Raw genomic sequence first — 19,119 nt, 5'->3', positions numbered from 1 at the left:
CCCTGACCAATATTTGGTCAGGGTTTGCTGATGTTTAATTACTTGCGCCAACCTGTAATTTTTTCTGAAGTTTATCTTCGGTGAAAATCCAGCCTGTGTATGAAGTGATAATCTCATTGTCATCGTTTAAATGAGCGACAGCAACGAACGGATAGCGATTATCACTACGGTAACGCAGATCAATTAATCTTACTTCTGTTAAGCCATTATCGAGTTCTGAAATTTCCCAACGATACAATGGTGAGAATGACACGAAAGCAGCGAGATTGCGATCTTTCAATGCTATTTCGATAATAGGCGTTTTCGGTAAAGGTTTTATTTCGAATTTATCGTAAATATTCACAGTTCGCCCATAAGCGCGCCCAACGTAATAATGCGTTTTGGATTTTGCTGCAATTCGCCAGTGCAAGAATCGCATTGTAGGGGCTACTATGACATACTCTTCATCCTGTATGGTATTATGCACAGCGTTCTTTACAGCCTTTTGGACTGCAAAGCGTAAAATGTAGTAAACGATAATAATGAGATACATGATACTAAATGTCCAAACTGGATTTGCACCAAATGCCCAAAGTAAAATGCCAAGGCAATGTAGCGTAAAAATAATAGGATCAAATGTATTAATGACACCAAGTGCCACCCATCTTCTAGAGAATGGTCGAAGCGCTTGTGTACCATAAGCATTGAAAATATCAACAAAGACGTGAAGTGCTACTGCGAAAAATGTCCAAAGCCATAAATGAAACACATTTGCGTCTTGAATAATAAGTGCTAAAACCGCTGTAATTAAGATGGGCCAAAGAGCTACTGCTGGTAGTGAATGTGTAATTCCTCGATGATGTCGAATATAAACGGCGTTGTTGCGTAGTTTTAACACTGTATCGACATCAGGTGACTGTGAGCCAATGATCGTACCTGCCATTACTGCGGTAAAGGTCATTGAATGATCTGCTACAACGGGGTCGACTAATGCAAGACCGCCGAGGGCAATACCCATAACGAAATGTGTGCCTGAATCCAAAAATATCCACTCCTTGTATGCAACAAAAAAGAGTACAATTGCATACATGTATATTTCAATAATCCGTAATACCTGATATTTACTTTATTAAGACAGTCGTTTTAAAGCTGGAAAAATTTTGACGTTTTTTGTCGTTTCTGACAATGGTCTTTTCTTAATTGTATACTCTTTTTATCATAAATAAAATCGTAAAGACGCAGGAGGTCACTGTGAATTATCCATATGTAACAAAATTTCGACAATCTTTAGTCGCATGGTTTAATGTTGAGAAACGTGATTTGCCTTGGAGACATACTACGGATCCTTATAAAATCTGGGTATCGGAAGTGATGCTACAGCAAACACGTGTCGACACAGTTATTCCTTATTACAATCGTTTCATGGAAAGTTTTCCAACGTTAGAATTACTCGCGGAAGCTCCACAAGAATACTTATTAAAGCATTGGGAAGGCCTCGGCTATTATTCCCGTGCTCGTAATTTACAGGCAGGTGTTCGTGAGGTATTAGAAAACTACGGTGGGATAGTACCCGATAATCGCCACGAGATTTCAACATTAAAAGGCGTAGGCCCATATACTGCTGGAGCTATTTTAAGTATTGCCTATAATAAGCCCGAACATGCGGTTGATGGCAATGTTATGCGCGTTTTAAGTCGTGTGCTTAATATTGATGATGATATTGCAGCTCCAAAGACTAAAAAGATTTTTGAAGCGGCTGTTGAAGAATTGATAGATCCTAAAAATGCATCGTCCTTCAATCAAGGCTTAATGGAGCTGGGTGCACTTATTTGTACGCCAACTTCACCAAAGTGTTTATTGTGTCCAGTTCGCGAATACTGTACGGCTTTTAATGAAGGTGAGCCTGAAAAATTACCTATCAAATCTAAAAAAGTAAAGATGAAGCATATCACATACGATGTGCTTGTATGCCAAGATGACAAAGGTCGAATTTTATTGGAGCAGCGTCCTGCAGAAGGTTTACTAGCTAACCTATGGCAGTTTCCAATGCTTGAGCACGGTAAAGATTCAATAGATATTTTTATTAAAGATTATGCTATGAATGTTCAATCGCAACAGGATTTGTTAACATTTAAACATGTTTTTTCACATTTAACATGGCATATAAATAGCTATTTTATGAAATGCAATTCAGCAGTAAAGGGCGAATGGCTGACTCGAGAACAAATAGAATTATTACCAATGCCCGTTCCAATGCTGAAAATTTGGCAAGAAATTAAGGATTAATCAAGAAAATAAAATTTATAAAAATTTATGAGCATAAAATCATTCACCTCGGTACACAATAATGAGCGTGGAGGTGAATGAATAATGAAAAAGCAAAACAACAACCAAAATTTACAACCGAATAAAAACATGCAACGTCAAAGTCAAGAATTTGGTTATGAAACAGACGTTAATGAAGTGCAAAAGCAAAATGCTAAAGCGGAGCAAAATAAAACTCAAGCTTCAGGTAACTTCAATAAAACTAACCAAGATCTTGGTGAATAACACTTTGTAATTGCATAATTGCATTTACCTCTAAGGAGCTGTCTAAAATCGAAAAGATTAAAAAGCAGCTCCTTTTTATTTTTTATATAGCAAGATGAGAAAATTGCTCGGGTAGGCAAGGAAACCGATCAGGTAGAAAGAAGAACTGATCGGGTAGGCAAGGAAACCGCTCAGGTAGAAAGAAGAACTGATCGGGTAGGCAAGGAAACCGCTCAGGTAGAAAGAAGAACTGATCGGGTAGCTGAGGAAACTGCTCAGGTAGGCCGGAGAATTGCTCGGGTAGCCAAGGAAACTGCTCAGGTAGAGCGAAGAACTGATCGGGTAGCCAAGGAAACTGCTCAGGTAGAAAGAAGAACTGATCGGGTAGCCAAGGAAACTGCTCAGGTAGAAAGAAGAACTGATCGGGTAGGCGAGGAAACTGCTCAGGTAGGCCAGAGAACTGATCGGGTAGCTGAGGAAATTGCTCAGGTAGAAAGAAGAACTGATCGGGTAGCTGAGGAAACTGCTCAGGAGAACGAAGAACTGATCAGGTAGCCCAAAAAATCGCGATCGGATGCGAGGAAGAACGGCTCTAATTCAGAAAAAAATCCGATTTGATATATAAGTAAAGCGAAAAAATTCCAATTGGGTTGTTGTTATGATAAAATCCGCTTCAAATTAACGAAATTTTGTACAGATTTAAAAGAGCGCAGGGAAATTTGTGGTTTTCTAACTACACCTTTCGCGTACACATTGCTATAATATACTAGAGACTGCTAGATTTAGGTAGCATAGACGAAAAGGTGGGCTTCAAAAATGGCAATACCGGTAGAAGGAGAAACGATACAAATACATAGTTATAAGCACAATGGCCGTATCCACCGTGTTTGGCAAGAAACAACGGTTTTAAAAGGAACGAAAAATATCATTATCGGTGCGAATGAACGGACACTTGTGACAGAATCCGATGGTCGTACTTGGCTAACGAGAGAGCCTTCTATTTGTTATTTCCATGCGGAGCACTGGTTTAATATCATTTGCATGCTACGTGAGGACGGTGTGTATTATTATTGTAATCTAAGCTCACCATTTGTTTTCGATAATAATGCCATTAAATATATTGACTATGATTTAGATATTAAAGTTTTCCCTGATCTGTCTTATTCACTCTTAGATGAGGATGAATATGAGCTACATCGTAAGGAAATGTCTTATCCAGATGTCATAGATAAAATTTTAAAGCGCAATGTCGATAAATTAATTAGCTGGATTCAACAAAAAAGAGGACCCTTTGCACCTGATTTCATCGATGCCTGGACGAGCCGTTATAAGTTTCAGCTCGATATGCAAGCAGATGATTGTTAGTTGCACCTATTAGTTTTACTAATGGGTGTTTTTTTATGTCTTCAACAATCGAATTGTAAAATAGTTAGTGATAAAGCTAAATTAAATGTACTTAAAACAAAATATTGCTATAATACGTTTGGGCATTCAGTTTGTGGATGTCTGTTTCTTTTTATGTATTACATAAGAGCGAGGCTTTTAAAATAAGGATGTGATAAAAAATTGGGTAGTATAAAGCGTTATATGAAATTTGTAAAACCATATACATGGGAAATTATTTTAACAATTTTAATTGGTATTGTGAAATTTGCGATTCCGTTATTTATCCCATTGCTCATAAAAATTGTGTTAGATGATATTATCGCTGCAGATCATCTAACGGATGCAGAGAAGACAAAAGAACTGTTTTATTGGTTAGGTGGTACGATCATTGTATTCTTTATTATTCGACCACCGATCGAGTATTACCGTCAATATTATGCACAGCATGTCAGCAACAAAGTGCTTTTCGATATTCGAAAACAAATATATGCACATTTACAGCGACTAAGTTTAAGATACTATGCGAATACAAGAGCTGGCGATGTTATTTCAAGAGTGATTAATGATGTGGAACAAACAAAAAACTTTATCATGACAGGCTTGATGAACGTTTGGCTTGACCTTGCAACAATTGTTATTGCTATCGGTATTATGCTTGCCATGGATGTTAAGCTTACGCTAGTAGCATTAGTTGCGTTCCCATTCTATGGATTTAGTGTGAAGTACTTCTTTGGTAAACTTCGATCTTTAACACGTAAACGATCACAAGCGCTTGCGGGTGTGCAAAGTTATTTGCATGAACGTGTAGCTGGAATGAGCATTATTAAAAGCTTCACGCTAGAAAAGCATGAGCAAAAATTATTTGATGAAGCAAATGGTGAATTTTTAGAAAAGGCACTAGACCATACAAAATGGAATGCTAAATCCTTTGCGGTGGTGAATACCATCACGGATGTAGCACCTCTCCTAGTCATTGCTTATGCAGGTTATCAGGTTATTAATGGTCCACTTTCAGTTGGGACAATGGTAGCCTTTATCGCCTATATCGAACGACTTTATGGTCCACTTCGTCGTCTTGTAAGTTCATCAACGATGTTAACACAATCATTTGCATCAATGGATCGAATGTTTGAATTAATAGATGAACCTTATGAAATAAAAAACAAGGCAAATGCCTTAGAGCTACCACGAGTAAAGGGTGAAGTCCGCTTTGACAATGTGAACTTTCAATATGAAGAAGAGGGCTCACAAATTTTAAACAACATCAATTTCACGATTAACCCTGGAGAGACAGTAGCATTTGTAGGAATGAGCGGTGGAGGAAAATCAACGATCATAAGTTTAATTCCTCGCTTTTATGATACAACGAGTGGCGCAGTGACTATTGATGAATATGATGTACGTGATATATCATTACATTCTTTACGTTCACAAATTGGAATAGTGTTACAGGATAATATTTTGTTCAGTGATTCGGTAAAAGAGAATATTTTAATGGGTAAGCCAGAAGCTTCTGATGAAGAGGTTATTGCTGCTGCAAGAGCGGCAAATGCCCATGATTTTATTATGAGTTTACCAAATGGCTATGACACAAAGGTCGGGGAGCGCGGTGTGAAGTTATCAGGTGGGCAAAAGCAGCGAGTAGCAATCGCTCGTGTATTTTTAAAAAATCCTCCTATTTTAATATTGGATGAAGCAACCTCTGCTTTAGATTTAGAAAGTGAGGCACTTATTCAAGAATCATTGGATGTACTTGCACATGAACGCACGACCATTATAATTGCTCACCGACTTTCTACAATTACACATGCAGATAAAATTATTGTTATAGATCATGGACAATTAATTGAAAGTGGTACTCATGAGCAATTAATGCAAAAAGAGGGGACTTACTTCAATTTATTCCAGGTGCAACATTTAGATTGATACACCATGCTATAATAGAAAAAATCTGGCTTACCATCATAACGTGGGGTTGATTTCCGTTCCAGCTGGGCGCTTTGTAGCTGACGCTTTGCTTTCGCTACAGAAAACAATTGTTGCTGTCGCTTCGCTTTCGCACAGATAAAACATTTGCCGCTGACGCTTCGCTTTCGCGCAGAGCAGAGCTTCCTGGGGGCGTCCGATGAGCCGCTTCACTCGCGTTGCTCGCTGCAGGGTCTCGGGCCAACAGGATGTTGGTCACGAAGGCGTTATCACAGGACGTGATATGCTTTTAGCCATCGTTCCCCTATGAGCTCGCTGCAGGGTCTCATCTGTGACGCTGATCCCCAAGGAGTCGCCCAGCTCACTCCAATCAACTAATAAAAGTAATATCCGTATTTTGGTAATGAGTCAATAATCTAAAAATAGCTTTCCGTTTAAACATAAACAGAAGGCTATTTTTTTGTTATATTGTTAAAATATTATCGATTAATAAGACAATATTAATATAGAACTCGAACGATGTAGAAAATCTATGTTAATTGCAGAATAATAATGATTGAAAGAGCAGTAGTTTTTGGTTAGAATTATCTGAAAATAGGGAATTGAGTGATAGTGAATGTAATTAAGTGAAAATATGGGTAGGATGGGGCGATTGATCATGAGAAAAAAGCTGCTAGAAATAAAAGGTTTAAAGACAACCTTTTTTACAGATGATGGACAAATTCCTGCCGTAGATGATATCGATTTTTCTGTTCATGAGGGAGAAATATTAGGGATTGTAGGGGAGTCGGGAAGTGGAAAAAGTGTCACATCACTGTCCATTATGGGATTAATACCATCGCCACCTGGAAAAATAACAGGTGGTGAAATAGTATTAGATGGCAAAAACCTCGTAACATTATCTGATAAACAAATGCAGAAAATTCGTGGGAAAGATGTGGCAATGATTTTTCAGGAGCCTATGACATCCTTAAATCCTTTGTTTACAATTGGGGATCAGCTAAAAGAAGCGATTCGAATTCATAATCCAAAATGGTCGAAAAAAGAAGCATTTGCAAGGGCAATTGAAATTATGAAACTAGTAGGTTTACCACGAGCTGAGGAATTATTAAAAGATTACCCACATCAACTATCGGGAGGGATGCGACAACGGGTCATGATTGCGATGGCACTTGTCTGTGATCCGAAGGTATTGATTGCTGATGAGCCGACTACTGCATTAGATGTTACGATTCAAGCTCAAATCTTGCAGCTTATGAAAGATTTAAATAAACGTTTAAATACAGCTGTATTATTAATTACACATGATTTAGGCGTTGTAGCAGAAACATGCGAGCGAGTTATTGTGATGTATGCAGGTCAGATTGTAGAGGAGGCACCTATTCAGGAGATATTCGTTAATCCAAAGCATCCTTATACACAAGGGCTTATTAAATCTGTACCGGATATGCGTTATAAAAAGGACAATCTATACTCTATACCAGGTAGTGTACCTAAGCCTGGAAGTATTCAGGAAGGCTGTCGTTTTGCAGCGCGTTGCGAATTTGCGATGGACCGTTGTGTACAAGAAACACCACCTTTATATGAAGCAACAGAGCGGCATAAATCGAGATGTTTTTTACTAGAGAAACAGGAGGTGGAGCAACATGTCGAAAGTGTTGTTGAAAGTTGATGGTTTGAAAAAATATTTCCCCATTCGGAAGGGTGCTTTGAATACACAGGTTGGAGACGTAAAGGCAGTGGATGATGTTTCCTTTGAAGTTTTTGAAGGAGAAACATTAGGCATTGTAGGTGAGTCCGGATGTGGTAAATCAACGACTGGTCGACTTTTAATGCGATTGCTTGAGCCAACAGAGGGCGAGATTGAATTTGCAGGTAAAATGATTTCTGAATTATCGAACAATGAAATGCGCAAAGCCCGTAGAGATATTCAAATGATTTTCCAAGATCCTTATGCCTCTCTTAATCCTAGGCATAACATTGGGAAAATATTAGAGGAGCCTCTTATTGTTCATGGAATGGGTAATTCAAAGGAACGGAAACAGAAGGTATTAGAGCTTCTCGAAATTGTTGGGTTAAATGAATATCATGTGAAACGTTATCCACATCAATTTAGTGGTGGTCAAAGACAGCGTATCGGCATTGCCCGTGCTCTGATGACGAATCCACGTTTAATTATTGCGGACGAGCCTGTCTCTGCACTCGATGTGTCAATACAGGCGCAAGTATTGAATTTATTGCAAAACTTACAAAAGGACTTAAAGCTAACTTATATTTTTATTTCCCACGATTTAGGAGTTGTACGCCATATTAGCAATCGTGTAGGCGTAATGTATTTGGGGAAATTAGTGGAGCTGACAGCAAGTGAGGATTTATATGCTGAGCCACTTCACCCATATACTCAGGCACTGCTATCCTCGGTACCTGTTCCAGATCCTACGTTTGAACGTGAACAGCTCATTATTTCTGGAGATATTCCAAGTGCTTCGAATCCGCCAAGCGGGTGCACTTTCCATACAAGATGTCCATTTAAAAAAGAAGAATGCTCTCAAGTAGTTCCAAAAATGCAAGAAGTGAAACCGGGTCATTATGTTGCTTGCCATCTATATGATGCGATCCAACATTCAATGATATAAAAAAATTTAGGGGGAAATTCAATGAAGAAAAAGAAGCTTTGGACTTTGGGTGTAATGCTTATCCTTGTTCTTTCGACAATCTTAGCTGCTTGTGGTGGCTCAGATACTAAGGATGCGGGTAGTAAAGATACTTCAAGTGGTGGCGATAAAGCTAGCGGTGGACCAAAAACATTAGTATATGGTCGTGGAACAGATTCCACTGCTCTCGATCCAGCGACAGTAACAGAAGGTGAATCGTTCAAAGTTACGGTTAACCTCTATGAGACTCTAATTAACTTTGGAGAGCGAGATGTAACATTGCAGCCAGGGCTAGCAAAATCTTGGGAACCTTCAGAAGATGGATTAACGTATACGATGCAACTTGAAGAAGGGGTTAAGTTCCATGACGGTACTGATTTTAATGCTGAAGCAGTCGTGAAAAATTTTGAGCGCTGGAAAGCTGGTGGTGCTGAAAAATTCCCATATTACGCCTCTCAATTTACAGTAGGTGGAAAGCAAGTAATTGAGTCGATTACTGCTGATGGTGATTATAAAGTTATCTTTAAATTATCTCAGCTACAAGCACCATTCTTGAAAAATTTAGCGATGTCTCCATTTGCTATTGCTTCACCAACAGCATTTGAAAAAGATGATGAGGCACTTAAAGATCATCCAGTAGGTACTGGTCCATTTAAATTTGTAGAGTGGAAACGAAATGATTCCATCACAATTGAGAAAAACCCAGATTACCGTATTGCAGATTTGCCGAAATTAGATAAAGTTATTTTCCGTTCTATTCCAGAAAACTCCACACGATTCAATGAATTAACTAACGGTGATGTTGATGTAGTTGATGGCTTAAGTCCATCTGATAAAGCTTCCATCGAATCAAATGCAGATTTACAATTAATCGAACGTCCATCTATGAATGTTGGTTACCTTGGATTAACTGTAACACGTCCACCGTTCGATAACGTAAAAGTTCGTCAAGCAGTAAATTATGCAATCGATAAGCAAGCATTAGTAGATGCATTTTATGAAGGCTTAGGCGAACCAGCAAAAAATCCAATGCCTCCATTAGTTGCAGGCTATAACGATGACACTAAAGGCTATGAATATGATCCAGAAAAAGCAAAAGCGTTATTAGCTGAAGCTGGCTATGATGGTAAAGAAATCGAGCTATGGGCAATGCCTGTGCCACGTCCGTACATGCCTGACGGTAAAAAAATTGCAGAAGCCATTCAGAAGAATTTAGCTGATGTTGGTATGAAATCTAAGATTGTAACGTTTGAATGGGCTACGTATTTAGATAAGGCGGAAAAGGGAGAGGCGGATGCGTTCTTACTTGGTTGGACAGGTGATAACGGAGATGCGGATAACTTCCTTTACACTTTATTAGACGGAGATAATATTCATTCTAACAACTATACATTCTATGACAACCAAGAAGTGCACAAACTATTAGTTGCAGCGCAAACTGAAATGAATGAGGACAAGCGTAATGCCCTTTACAAGCAAGCACAGGAGATTATCTCTAAAGATGCACCATGGGTTCCAATTGCTCACTCTACTCCAATTTTAGCTGCTAACACTAAAGTTACAAACTATATTGCACATCCAACAGGTTCTGACCGTTTAGAAGCAGTTGATATGAAGTAGGCTTAAAGGGCTATCTTGAACAGGTTTTAATTTAAGAGGGAATTATTTTAAAGAATCTGCTTGCTTTCTGCGGGTAAGCCGTAGGAATCTAGCGGATTCTTTTTACAAGCTAGAGGTATTTTTTTCTGTATGAAAGACCAATCATCTAAACGATCAATTATGCCTCGACATAATTGCGTCCGGAACCGTTTGGTGAAGGCTGACCCTTTCTACAGTATGTGTAAAGACTTCAATGCTTTTCATACAAAAGTATATTATGAAAATAACAGAGGGGTGAAGAAAATGCTTCACTATATGGGAAGACGTTTATCTCAATTAATCCCAGTTTTGCTTGGAATGACTTTTATCGTTTTCATGTTAATTCGTGCAATTCCTGGTAATCCAGCACAAGTAATTTTAGGACAGCAGGCAACGAAAGAAGCGGTCGAAGCGTTAAACGCAAGTTTAGGATTAAATAAGCCGTGGTATACACAATATTTTAGTTATTTAGGTGGCATTTTTCAGGGGGATTTAGGAGTATCATTACGTACTAAATTACCTGTATCAGAGGAAATTTTCCCGTATTTAGCGGCAACAGCTGAGCTAGCGCTATTTGCCATGGTTATCGCAGTGATTGTTGGAGTAAATGCAGGCATTATTTCTGCATGGTTTCAAAATTCTTGGTTCGATTATGTGGCAATGGTAGTTGCTTTAATCGGGGTGTCTATACCCGTTTTCTGGCTTGGCTTAATGGAACAATGGGCTTTCAGTAATCAGCTTGGCTGGTTCCCGACATCTGGGCGAGAAGATGTGCGAGATCCAATAACCGCCATTACTCATTTTTATTTACTGGATACGTTAATACAAGGCCGTTTTGAGCAATTTACTGAAGTATTAAAGCGATTAGTATTACCGGGTATAGCTCTTGCGACAATACCAATGGCGATTATTGCAAGAATGACTAGGTCGTCTATGCTTGAAGTAATGCGCTCTGACTATGTACGTACCGCTAGAGCAAAAGGGCAAAAAATGTTTATTGTTGTTTATAAGCATGCCTTGAAAAATGCAGTTATCCCGGTATTAACAGTAATCGGTTTGCAAACAGGGTTACTGCTAGGTGGTGCCATTTTAACAGAGACGATTTTCAGCTGGCCTGGAATTGGTCGTTATATTTATGATGCCATTGGCTTCCGTGACTATCCTGTTATTCAATCAGGTATTTTAGTAATTGCATTTATTTTTATCATGATTAACTTAATTGTGGATTTACTGTATACGGTGATAGATCCACGGATTAAATACAAATAGAGGGGAGCAGCGATAATGACTGGAGCGATAGATATAAAAACAGCAGCACCAAGTCGTGAACGAGCGGCAGGTCCTTGGAGAGAAGGCTGGCGTAGCTTTAAAAAGAGCAAAATCTCCCTAGTAGGTGCAGGCATTGTACTATTTTTTATTATACTTGCTATATTTGGCTCGATGATTGCTCCTGAAGGAATTAATGAACAAAATCTTTCGAATCGTTTATTAGCACCGTCAAGTGAGCATTGGTTTGGAACAGATGACTTTGGACGGGATATTTTCTCTAGAGTTATACTTGGAGCTAGTATTTCTTTGAAGGTAGGCTTTTTTTCGGTTATTCTTTCTGTAATTGTAGGTAGTTTCCTTGGCATTATTGCGGGTTATTATGGAAGATGGATTGATACGATAATCTCGCGTATTTTTGATATTCTGTTAGCATTCCCTAGTATTTTACTTGCTATTGCAATAGTAGCAGTACTAGGACCATCATTACAAAATGCATTGCTTGCCATTGCCATTATTAACGTGCCGAATTTTGGGCGCTTAATTCGTTCGAAAGTATTGAGTGTTAAAGAAGAGGAATATATTGTAGCAGCAAAGGCTATCGGAATGCGTGATTCAAGGATTTTATTCTCACATATTTTGCCAAACTCAATGACGCCAATCATCGTACAAGGAACGCTAGCGATAGCGACAGCGATAATTGAAGCGGCGGCATTAGGCTTCCTTGGATTAGGAGCTCAAGCACCAGCGCCAGAATGGGGTAAAATGCTTGCGGATTCCCGTATCTATTTATTAAAGGCTCCGTGGACGATGATTTTCCCAGGTTTAGCTATTATGTTTACGGTTCTCGGTTTTAATCTAATGGGGGACGGCCTACGTGATGCGCTTGACCCGAAAATGAAAAGCTAATACAAAAGAGCGAAGGGTGGATATAATGCCAACCCTTCGCTCTTTTGCTACCAAAACATTTGTAGCTGACGCTGCGCTTTCGCTACCAAAACATTTGCTGAAAGAAGTTAAATAAACTCTTCTTCAAATTCCACATTGATTTCTTGGCCATGATGAGTTTGATACGACACGATGAGCGTATCTAAATGCTCTAGGTTTTCTTCGTAATCTAAAATACGAGATAAAATATAAAGCAAGTGATAACTCGAGAATTCTGTATCGCCTTCATCATGCGCATAAGTTATTTGTTTTATAAATATCTCCATTAACTCGTTACGCTGAACATAATCATTATGTTTACTCCACTCGGAATGTTCGGGCTTTAATTTCCCAGTATATTTTAGCAGTAGCTGTTCATGGTAAGTTAGCAGGAAATCAAGTCGCTCTTGAATCATTAAATGAAATTGTGTCGGTAGCTGGGCTAATTCGTTTTCATGATTATGAAGACGATGAAGCAGCTCTAAACTTTTCTTTGACGTTGTAATCATTTGACGATAAACAACTAATTTACGTGCTTTAACAAACTTTTTATTTTTAAAGTAATTACGCTCTTCCTTATAAAAATCATACAATGTGTCAACTCGTTGCATACGAGACTTAAATTTGCTTAATGCTTCTTTTGTAGAAGTATGCTCAGATGCCTGGCGAACAGCAAGTCGCGTCCATCGGATAATATCATCCTGTAAAAAGTAAATCTTACGGAAAAGCTTTACTTCATATTTTGGTGGTAGGAAGAACAGATTGACAACAAATGCTGCTAGCACCCCAACTAATATGGTAATAAAGCGAATAAGACCAAATGTAAGAAAATCATCTCCTTGAAACTCCATAATAGCTACAACTGTAACAAGTGCTAGTGACAATGATTTTTCAAGTTTAAATTTCAACATGATACCGATCGCAACAATGACGGCAATGCCAATTGCTACTACATGGTGGCTGAAAAGCAAGCCAAAAATGACCGCGATGGTAGCTCCTATAATATTGGCTTGTATTTGCTCAACGATTGTTTGATAGGAGCGATAAATAGATGGCTGAATCGCAAAGATGGCTGCAATTCCTGCAAAAACAGGTGAAGGTAGCTCTAACAGCTCAGCAATAAATAGTGCAAACACGATGGCGACACCAGTTTTAAATACACGGGCACCTAATTTCATAGAAAATGGATGTCCTTTCTGTCTAAAATTTTAACTTCTTTCAGTAGAAGTTTCCCACCTCAATAGGGGCAGTTAAATGCTGCTTAAGTTACTTTACCCAATCATCCACTGGCCTAAGCCTCCGGCGGATGTCTTCTATACATTATAGAAGGAAGCGCTCATAAAATACATAGATTTGTATGTCATTTACAGAAAAAAGACGACTCACAGGGGAGTCGTCTTTAAAAGTTAACCATAGAAACTGTTCTATATTGCTCTTCTCACTAAGCGTTTAGCCATTGCATTTACAAATTACAATTGTGAAAATGCAATATCTACCGCTTTAATTGTTTCAAGAATATCTGCTTCTGTATGCTCTGTTGTTAAGAACCATGCTTCATATTTTGATGGCGCTAAATTAATGCCTTGTGCAAGCATTAATTTAAAGAAGCGACCAAAGATTTCACCGTCTGAGTTTTCAGCCTGCTCATAGTTTTCTACTGTCACATCTGTAAAATAAATTGTAAGAGCCCCTTTAAGACGATTAATAGTAATTGTTACATCATGTTTTTTTGCTGCAGCCAAGATACCTTCTTCTAAAATGGCTCCAAGACGGTCCATTTCATCATAAATTCCTGGAGTTTGTAATACTTCTAGGCAGGCAATACCAGCTTGCATGGATGCAGGGTTTCCTGCCATTGTGCCTGCTTGATAGGCAGGTCCAAGTGGAGCAACTGTATCCATAATTTCTTTACGACCGCCGTATGCACCAATAGGTAAACCACCGCCGATTACTTTACCAAGGGCAGTTAGGTCTGGTGTTAAGCCTAATAAGGTTTGAGCACTACCATAGTGGAAGCGGAAAGCAGTAATAACTTCATCGTAAATAGTTAATGCACCTTTTTCCTTTGCTGTGGCATGAACTAATTCTAGGAAGCCAGGGTTAGGCTCTACAATACCGAAGTTTCCAACGATAGGCTCTATTAAAATAGCTGCGATTTGATCGCCCCATTTATCCATTGCTTCTGTAAATGCTTCAGGGTTGTTAAATGGTACAGTAATTACTTCCGCTGCTGTTGAAGTTGTAACACCAGCTGAGTCTGGAGTACCTAATGTTGCAGGACCAGAACCAGCAGCTACTAGTACTAAGTCAAAGTGACCATGGTAGCAACCAGCGAATTTCATAATTTTTGTACGACCAGTATAAGCACGTGCAACACGAATTGTTGTCATTACAGCTTCTGTACCAGAGTTATTAAAGCGTACTTTAGCCATAGATGGGATTGCTTCTTTTAGCATTTTAGCAAAAGTAACCTCATATTCAGTTGGAGTCCCAAACAAAGTTCCATTTTCAGCTGCGTGTGTAATAGCCTTTGCGATATGTGGGTGACCGTGACCAGTAACGATTGGACCGTAAGCTGCTAGATAGTCGATATAACGGTTGCCATCAACATCCCAAAAATAAGCGCCTTTCCCACGAGCCATTGCAACAGGTGAACCTCCGCCAACTGCTTTATAAGAACGAGAAGGGCTATTTACACCACCAACGATATGCTGTAGCGCTTCTGCGTGTACTGCTTCAGATTTTGTGTGATTCATATATATTGCCTCCTAAATCTTTATACTTCATCTATTGTAGACCTATCAGTGCAAGAAATCCAAAGAAATTAAGGGATATGATTTGTTTTACTATTTAGAGTAAAATAGAGCGTACAGAGGAGGAGATTGATATGGCTTTAATAGAAGGTAAAAAAGCACCTGATTTTTCCCTTATAAATGAAACAGGAGAAACAGTAAAGTTAGCGGATTTCAAAGGACAAAATGTTATTTTATATTTTTATCCTAAAGATATGACACCAGGCTGTACGACGGAAGCTTGTGACTTCCGTGATAAGCATGAGGATTTTAGTAAATTAAATGCAGTTGTACTTGGCGTTAGTCCTGACGATGCAAAAAAGCATACCAAATTTATAGATAAGCACGGTTTGCGATTCTCGTTATTAGTAGATGAGGATCATGCCGTAGCAGAAGCGTATGGCGTGTGGGTACTGAAGAAGATGTATGGACGTGAATATATGGGGATAGAACGTTCGACATTTTTAATTGATACAGAAGGAAACTTGATAAAGGCTTGGCGTAAAGTACGTGTAAAAAATCATATTGAAGAAGTATATACATATTTAGCAGAATGGGAGGTGACTCAATGAGAATTTATTTTACGTTTGAACCAAGACCGAATTTACGTGAGCCACTAGTAGCAGAATTTCCACAAGTTGATTTTATTTTTGAAAATGGCTTATCAATCGATGAGCTACAACAAGCGGATGTGCTTGTCACATATGGTGAAGATTTAAATGATGAAAATATTCAGTATGCGACAAAGGTTAAATGGATTTTTGTAGCTTCAGCGGGGATCGAAAAAATGCCAGCTCAAGCCATTATTGAACGAGGGATATTTGTTTCGAATGTGCGCGGCATTCATAAAACACCAATGGCAGAATCAATGCTTGCCCATATTTTAGCGATTAAGCGTGCGCTGCCTTGGAAGTATGAACAGCAGAAGAAAAGTGAATGGTCCAAAAAAGCGAAACAAACCGAGTTGCGGGATAGTACAGCGCTTATTTTAGGACCTGGGGCTATTGGCTCGGAAGTAGGTCGCTTATTACAAGCTTTTGGTGTTGTGACAATTGGCTGCAACCGTTCAGGGAACGAAGCGGCATCTATGAATGAGATGGTGAGCTTTGGCCAATTAATCGAAGCTTTACCTAAGGCTGATATTGTCATTTCTGTATTACCTAAAACAGAAGAGACGACACATTTACTAAAAGAAGAGCATTTTAAAGCGATGAAAAATGATGCCATTTTCATGAATTTTGGTCGTGGAAACTTAGTAGAGGAAAACGTTTTGGTGCATGCCATTCAAGTAGGTGAAATTGGTTATGCTGTTTTAGATGTATTTGAACAAGAGCCTTTAGCTGAGGATCATCCTTTATGGACTTTACCGAATGTCATTGTCTCTCCGCATATTTCAAGTCACTCTTCTCGCTATGTTGAACGTAGCTTAGAAATCTTTAAGCCAAGTTTAGAGAAGTGGTTACGCGGTGAAACAGATTTAGAAAATAGGATGGATTTATCAAGAGGTTATTGAAGCAGTAGTCCTAAATCACTCATGCCTCGGCATAATTGTAGCTGTCGCTGCGCTTTTGCCACAGGACGTGGCGTTCTTACTGAGTTCCTCTATTTCAGTGGATGTTTGGACACGCGCTTAAAGAAGCTAAACTCAAATGTGTATGAATGTTGACAGAAGTAAGAGTAATTCGATACACTAATTATAACAATTATAAATTAATAATCTTTATGGAAGAGGTGCATGACGATGTCTGAAACGCATTTACAGGATGCACTTGACACGTTAAAAACAACTGGTGTTCGTATTACTCCTCAGCGTCATGCTATTTTGGAATATTTAATTCAAACAATGGCACATCCAACTGCCGATGAAATTTATAAAGCACTTGAAGGGAAATTCCCAAATATGAGTGTAGCGACCGTCTATAATAACCTTCGCGTATTTCGTGAAGTTGGTCTAGTAAAAGAACTAACTTTTGGTGATGCTTCAAGTCGCTTTGATTTCGTTACAAACGATCATTATCATATGATTTGTGAATGCTGTGGCAAAATAGTCGACTTCCATTATCCTGGTCTCGACGAAATTGAGCATTTTGCATCACAAGTAACAGGCTTTGATGTGCATGCGCATCGTTTAGAAATTTACGGCACTTGTCCATCGTGTAAAGATGTATCTGCAAAAGTACAATAAAAAATCCTAGCTCTTAAATGAGGGCTAGGATTTTTTTGTCTTATTATAAGATTGGTCGAACTCTTTTCCTTCTAGAGTTGGATCCAATGTTAATGGTTCATTACAGTACATACACATATCTACACGACCTAATACTTTTGTATGCTTATGGCAATTAGGGCATTCTACTTGAACAGCTTTTGTTGAGAGCAGTCCAATCCATGCATAAACGACTGTACTACCAATAATACAAAGTACACCAAGGGTCATGAAAATTAATACTAGAATAGGATAGTTTTTAAAGAAGATTCCCCCATACATAACTACAAAGCCGATAAAAATAAGTGCTAATGCGAATGAACGGATTTTATTAATTTTACTTTTGTAAGGTTTCATATATCATCTTGCCTCCCAATCTAAAATCTACTATAACATATAAGAACAAAGTATTTTAGCTTTGATAACGTGGAAAGAAGGAATACTTTTAGAGTATGTCGAATTTTTAACGAAATCAATTTCGCATTGGTGTAATTGAGTACGGTGAAAATCCGTGACATCCACTGAATGAGGTTAAAAGGTAACAAGCAAATAGAGGGGGACTGAACATGGAACAAGTTTTGCGTCCGATATATCAGGAACGGGCAAGTCAGTCGAATACGTTAGGCGTTATTTTAGTGGGAAAACGCGAAGAAAAAAGTAATGTTACAGATACATTTGATACAGTCTTACTTATTATTGTAAAGGAAGCAGAAAAGCCAGTCTTTACGAAACATTACTTATATGAAGGAAATAAAGTAGCTTTACATACAGTTACTGAGAAAATATTACGAAAATGGCTACTCATTGGCTCAAATAAAAAAGTGGTCGATTGGATTTTCTTTGGTAGAGTATTATTTGATCGTAATGAATTTCTTCATAAATTAAAAATTGAATTACAGGAGTTTCCGTTTAGTGGTCGTAAAATCAAAACGGGCATTCAATTTTCAAAGTTAATTCGACGTTACTTAGAAGGGAAAGAATACTTTGATAAGGGTAGCTATCTCGATGCTTATAATCATGTAGTAGATTCATTACATCATTTGGGGCGTTTATCCATCATTGATAGTGGACTGTACCCTGAAGTAACTGTTTGGGCACAGGTGAAAAAATTAGAACCAGCGATTTATAAATTATACGAGGAGCTCGTTACAAGTAATGAGCCGATAGAAAAACGTTTAGAGCTATTATTTTTAGCAAGCGAGTTTTTAATACATTCACGTACTCGAGACGGCGCTCAACATATTTTAGAAGTAATGCAAACAAAAGAGACTTGGACAATTCAGGAATTGCACGATCATAATGAGCTCATGAACTACTCAGTAGATTTAGAAGTGTTTGTAGAATATTTAGTGGACAAAGGTTATATTCAAATTGAACCTATCGTTGCGAAAAGTGAAATGATATTCCACCGTCATTATAAGGTAAATAAAGAAGCTCTAGAAATGGAGCAAGGACTGTAGTATGCTAGTTATCGAGGTATGAAAAATACCTCGATAATTTTTTATAAAAAGTTGTTGACTTTTAATTTGTTGATATTGTATTATATTAATTGTCGCTAAGACATAACGAAATAACTCAATGAACGAAAAAAACTTTCTAAAAAAGTTATTGACACGAAATGAGTTAAATGTTAATATAAAGAAGTCGCTGAAAAACAACGGCATCAGCATGAACCTTGAAAACTGAACAAGCAAAACGTAATCAATAAAGTTTTTAGTAGCTAACCTTGAGTTGGTGAACGAAACAAAATTTTGGACATCAAACATGATGCCAGCAAAACAATTTGAGCTAATCAAATTTCTTTTTATGGAGAGTTTGA

Annotated in this window: 17 protein-coding genes; 13 read left to right on the top strand and 4 right to left on the bottom strand. The window is 38.2% G+C overall.

Annotated elements, in window-relative coordinates:
* Positions 1-34 precede the first annotated feature (34 nt).
* Complete coding sequence (locus tag ACQKOG_RS15010) at positions 35-1,021, bottom strand: metal-dependent hydrolase (RefSeq protein ID WP_370079335.1); 987 nt, start codon at positions 1,019-1,021, stop codon at positions 35-37.
* A gap of 209 nt (positions 1,022-1,230) precedes the next feature.
* Here ACQKOG_RS15010 and mutY point away from each other — a divergent pair, with 209 nt between their 5' ends.
* From mutY to nikC, 9 genes are all read left to right on the top strand, one after another.
* The gene (gene mutY / locus ACQKOG_RS15005) at positions 1,231-2,265 is read left to right on the top strand and encodes an A/G-specific adenine glycosylase (RefSeq protein ID WP_370079337.1); all 1,035 of its coding nucleotides are present in this window, start codon (positions 1,231-1,233) and stop codon (positions 2,263-2,265) included.
* A gap of 84 nt (positions 2,266-2,349) precedes the next feature.
* Positions 2,350-2,529 carry a gamma-type small acid-soluble spore protein gene (locus tag ACQKOG_RS15000; protein WP_402871440.1) on the top strand — a complete coding sequence of 60 codons (180 nt, stop codon included), beginning with the start codon at positions 2,350-2,352 and terminating at the stop codon, positions 2,527-2,529.
* Between the two features lie 795 nt (positions 2,530-3,324).
* A complete protein-coding gene (gene ntdP / locus ACQKOG_RS14995) occupies positions 3,325-3,873 on the top strand; it encodes a nucleoside tri-diphosphate phosphatase (protein ID WP_370079341.1) in 549 nt (182 codons plus the stop codon).
* Between the two features lie 201 nt (positions 3,874-4,074).
* Positions 4,075-5,820, top strand: a complete 1,746-nt coding sequence (locus ACQKOG_RS14990) for an ABC transporter ATP-binding protein (RefSeq protein WP_370079343.1) — start codon at positions 4,075-4,077, stop codon at positions 5,818-5,820.
* 658 nt (positions 5,821-6,478) lie between these two features.
* Positions 6,479-7,492: an ABC transporter ATP-binding protein gene (locus tag ACQKOG_RS14985; protein WP_370079345.1), complete on the top strand. Its 1,014-nt coding sequence runs from the start codon at positions 6,479-6,481 to the stop codon at positions 7,490-7,492.
* The gene (locus ACQKOG_RS14980) at positions 7,467-8,456 is read left to right on the top strand and encodes an ABC transporter ATP-binding protein (RefSeq protein WP_370079347.1); all 990 of its coding nucleotides are present in this window, start codon (positions 7,467-7,469) and stop codon (positions 8,454-8,456) included. The genes ACQKOG_RS14985 and ACQKOG_RS14980 overlap by 26 nt, the downstream gene beginning before the upstream one ends.
* Before the next feature lie 21 nt (positions 8,457-8,477).
* A complete protein-coding gene (locus ACQKOG_RS14975) occupies positions 8,478-10,094 on the top strand; it encodes an ABC transporter substrate-binding protein (RefSeq protein ID WP_415732300.1) in 1,617 nt (538 codons plus the stop codon).
* Between the two features lie 282 nt (positions 10,095-10,376).
* Positions 10,377-11,381, top strand: a complete 1,005-nt coding sequence (locus tag ACQKOG_RS14970) for an ABC transporter permease (RefSeq protein ID WP_370079351.1) — start codon at positions 10,377-10,379, stop codon at positions 11,379-11,381.
* Positions 11,382-11,396: 15 nt separating this feature from the next.
* The gene (gene nikC / locus ACQKOG_RS14965) at positions 11,397-12,287 is read left to right on the top strand and encodes a nickel transporter permease (RefSeq protein WP_370079353.1); all 891 of its coding nucleotides are present in this window, start codon (positions 11,397-11,399) and stop codon (positions 12,285-12,287) included.
* 107 nt (positions 12,288-12,394) lie between these two features.
* Here nikC and ACQKOG_RS14960 read toward each other — a convergent pair whose 3' ends face one another.
* Both ACQKOG_RS14960 and ACQKOG_RS14955 read right to left on the bottom strand, forming a co-directional pair.
* Positions 12,395-13,483, bottom strand: a complete 1,089-nt coding sequence (locus ACQKOG_RS14960) for an FUSC family protein (protein WP_370079355.1) — start codon at positions 13,481-13,483, stop codon at positions 12,395-12,397.
* 291 nt (positions 13,484-13,774) lie between these two features.
* On the bottom strand, positions 13,775-15,061 hold the full coding sequence (locus ACQKOG_RS14955) for a glutamate-1-semialdehyde 2,1-aminomutase (protein WP_402871446.1): 1,287 nt from the start codon (positions 15,059-15,061) through the stop codon (positions 13,775-13,777).
* Between the two features lie 131 nt (positions 15,062-15,192).
* Between ACQKOG_RS14955 and bcp the strand changes: the two genes are divergently transcribed.
* The 3 genes from bcp (at position 15,193) to perR (ending at position 17,282) form a co-directional block, all read left to right on the top strand.
* Positions 15,193-15,669 carry a thioredoxin-dependent thiol peroxidase gene (gene bcp, locus ACQKOG_RS14950; RefSeq protein ID WP_402871449.1) on the top strand — a complete coding sequence of 159 codons (477 nt, stop codon included), beginning with the start codon at positions 15,193-15,195 and terminating at the stop codon, positions 15,667-15,669.
* Positions 15,666-16,610, top strand: coding sequence for a D-2-hydroxyacid dehydrogenase (locus tag ACQKOG_RS14945; protein WP_402871452.1), 945 nt, complete (start codon positions 15,666-15,668; stop codon positions 16,608-16,610). Before bcp ends, ACQKOG_RS14945 begins: the two co-directional genes overlap by 4 nt.
* Before the next feature lie 228 nt (positions 16,611-16,838).
* Positions 16,839-17,282 carry a peroxide-responsive transcriptional repressor PerR gene (gene perR, locus ACQKOG_RS14940; protein ID WP_049668868.1) on the top strand — a complete coding sequence of 148 codons (444 nt, stop codon included), beginning with the start codon at positions 16,839-16,841 and terminating at the stop codon, positions 17,280-17,282.
* A 24-nt stretch (positions 17,283-17,306) separates the two neighbouring features.
* Here the strand turns inward: perR and ACQKOG_RS14935 are convergent, their stop codons facing one another.
* Entirely contained in the window at positions 17,307-17,657 is a 351-nt protein-coding gene (locus ACQKOG_RS14935) for a YgzB family protein (protein WP_132363284.1), read from the bottom strand.
* 209 nt (positions 17,658-17,866) lie between these two features.
* On the opposite strand from ACQKOG_RS14935, the gene ACQKOG_RS14930 reads away from it, so the two are divergent.
* On the top strand, positions 17,867-18,760 hold the full coding sequence (locus tag ACQKOG_RS14930; RefSeq protein WP_370079363.1) for a nucleotidyltransferase-like protein: 894 nt from the start codon (positions 17,867-17,869) through the stop codon (positions 18,758-18,760).
* Positions 18,761-19,119 lie beyond the last annotated feature (359 nt).

Source organism: Lysinibacillus sp. NPDC093216 (assembly GCF_050280325.1).
GTDB lineage: Bacteria > Bacillota > Bacilli > Bacillales_A > Planococcaceae > Lysinibacillus.
The sequence above is the reverse complement of the archived record's forward strand: the minus strand, read 5'-3'. Positions and strand labels throughout refer to the sequence as shown.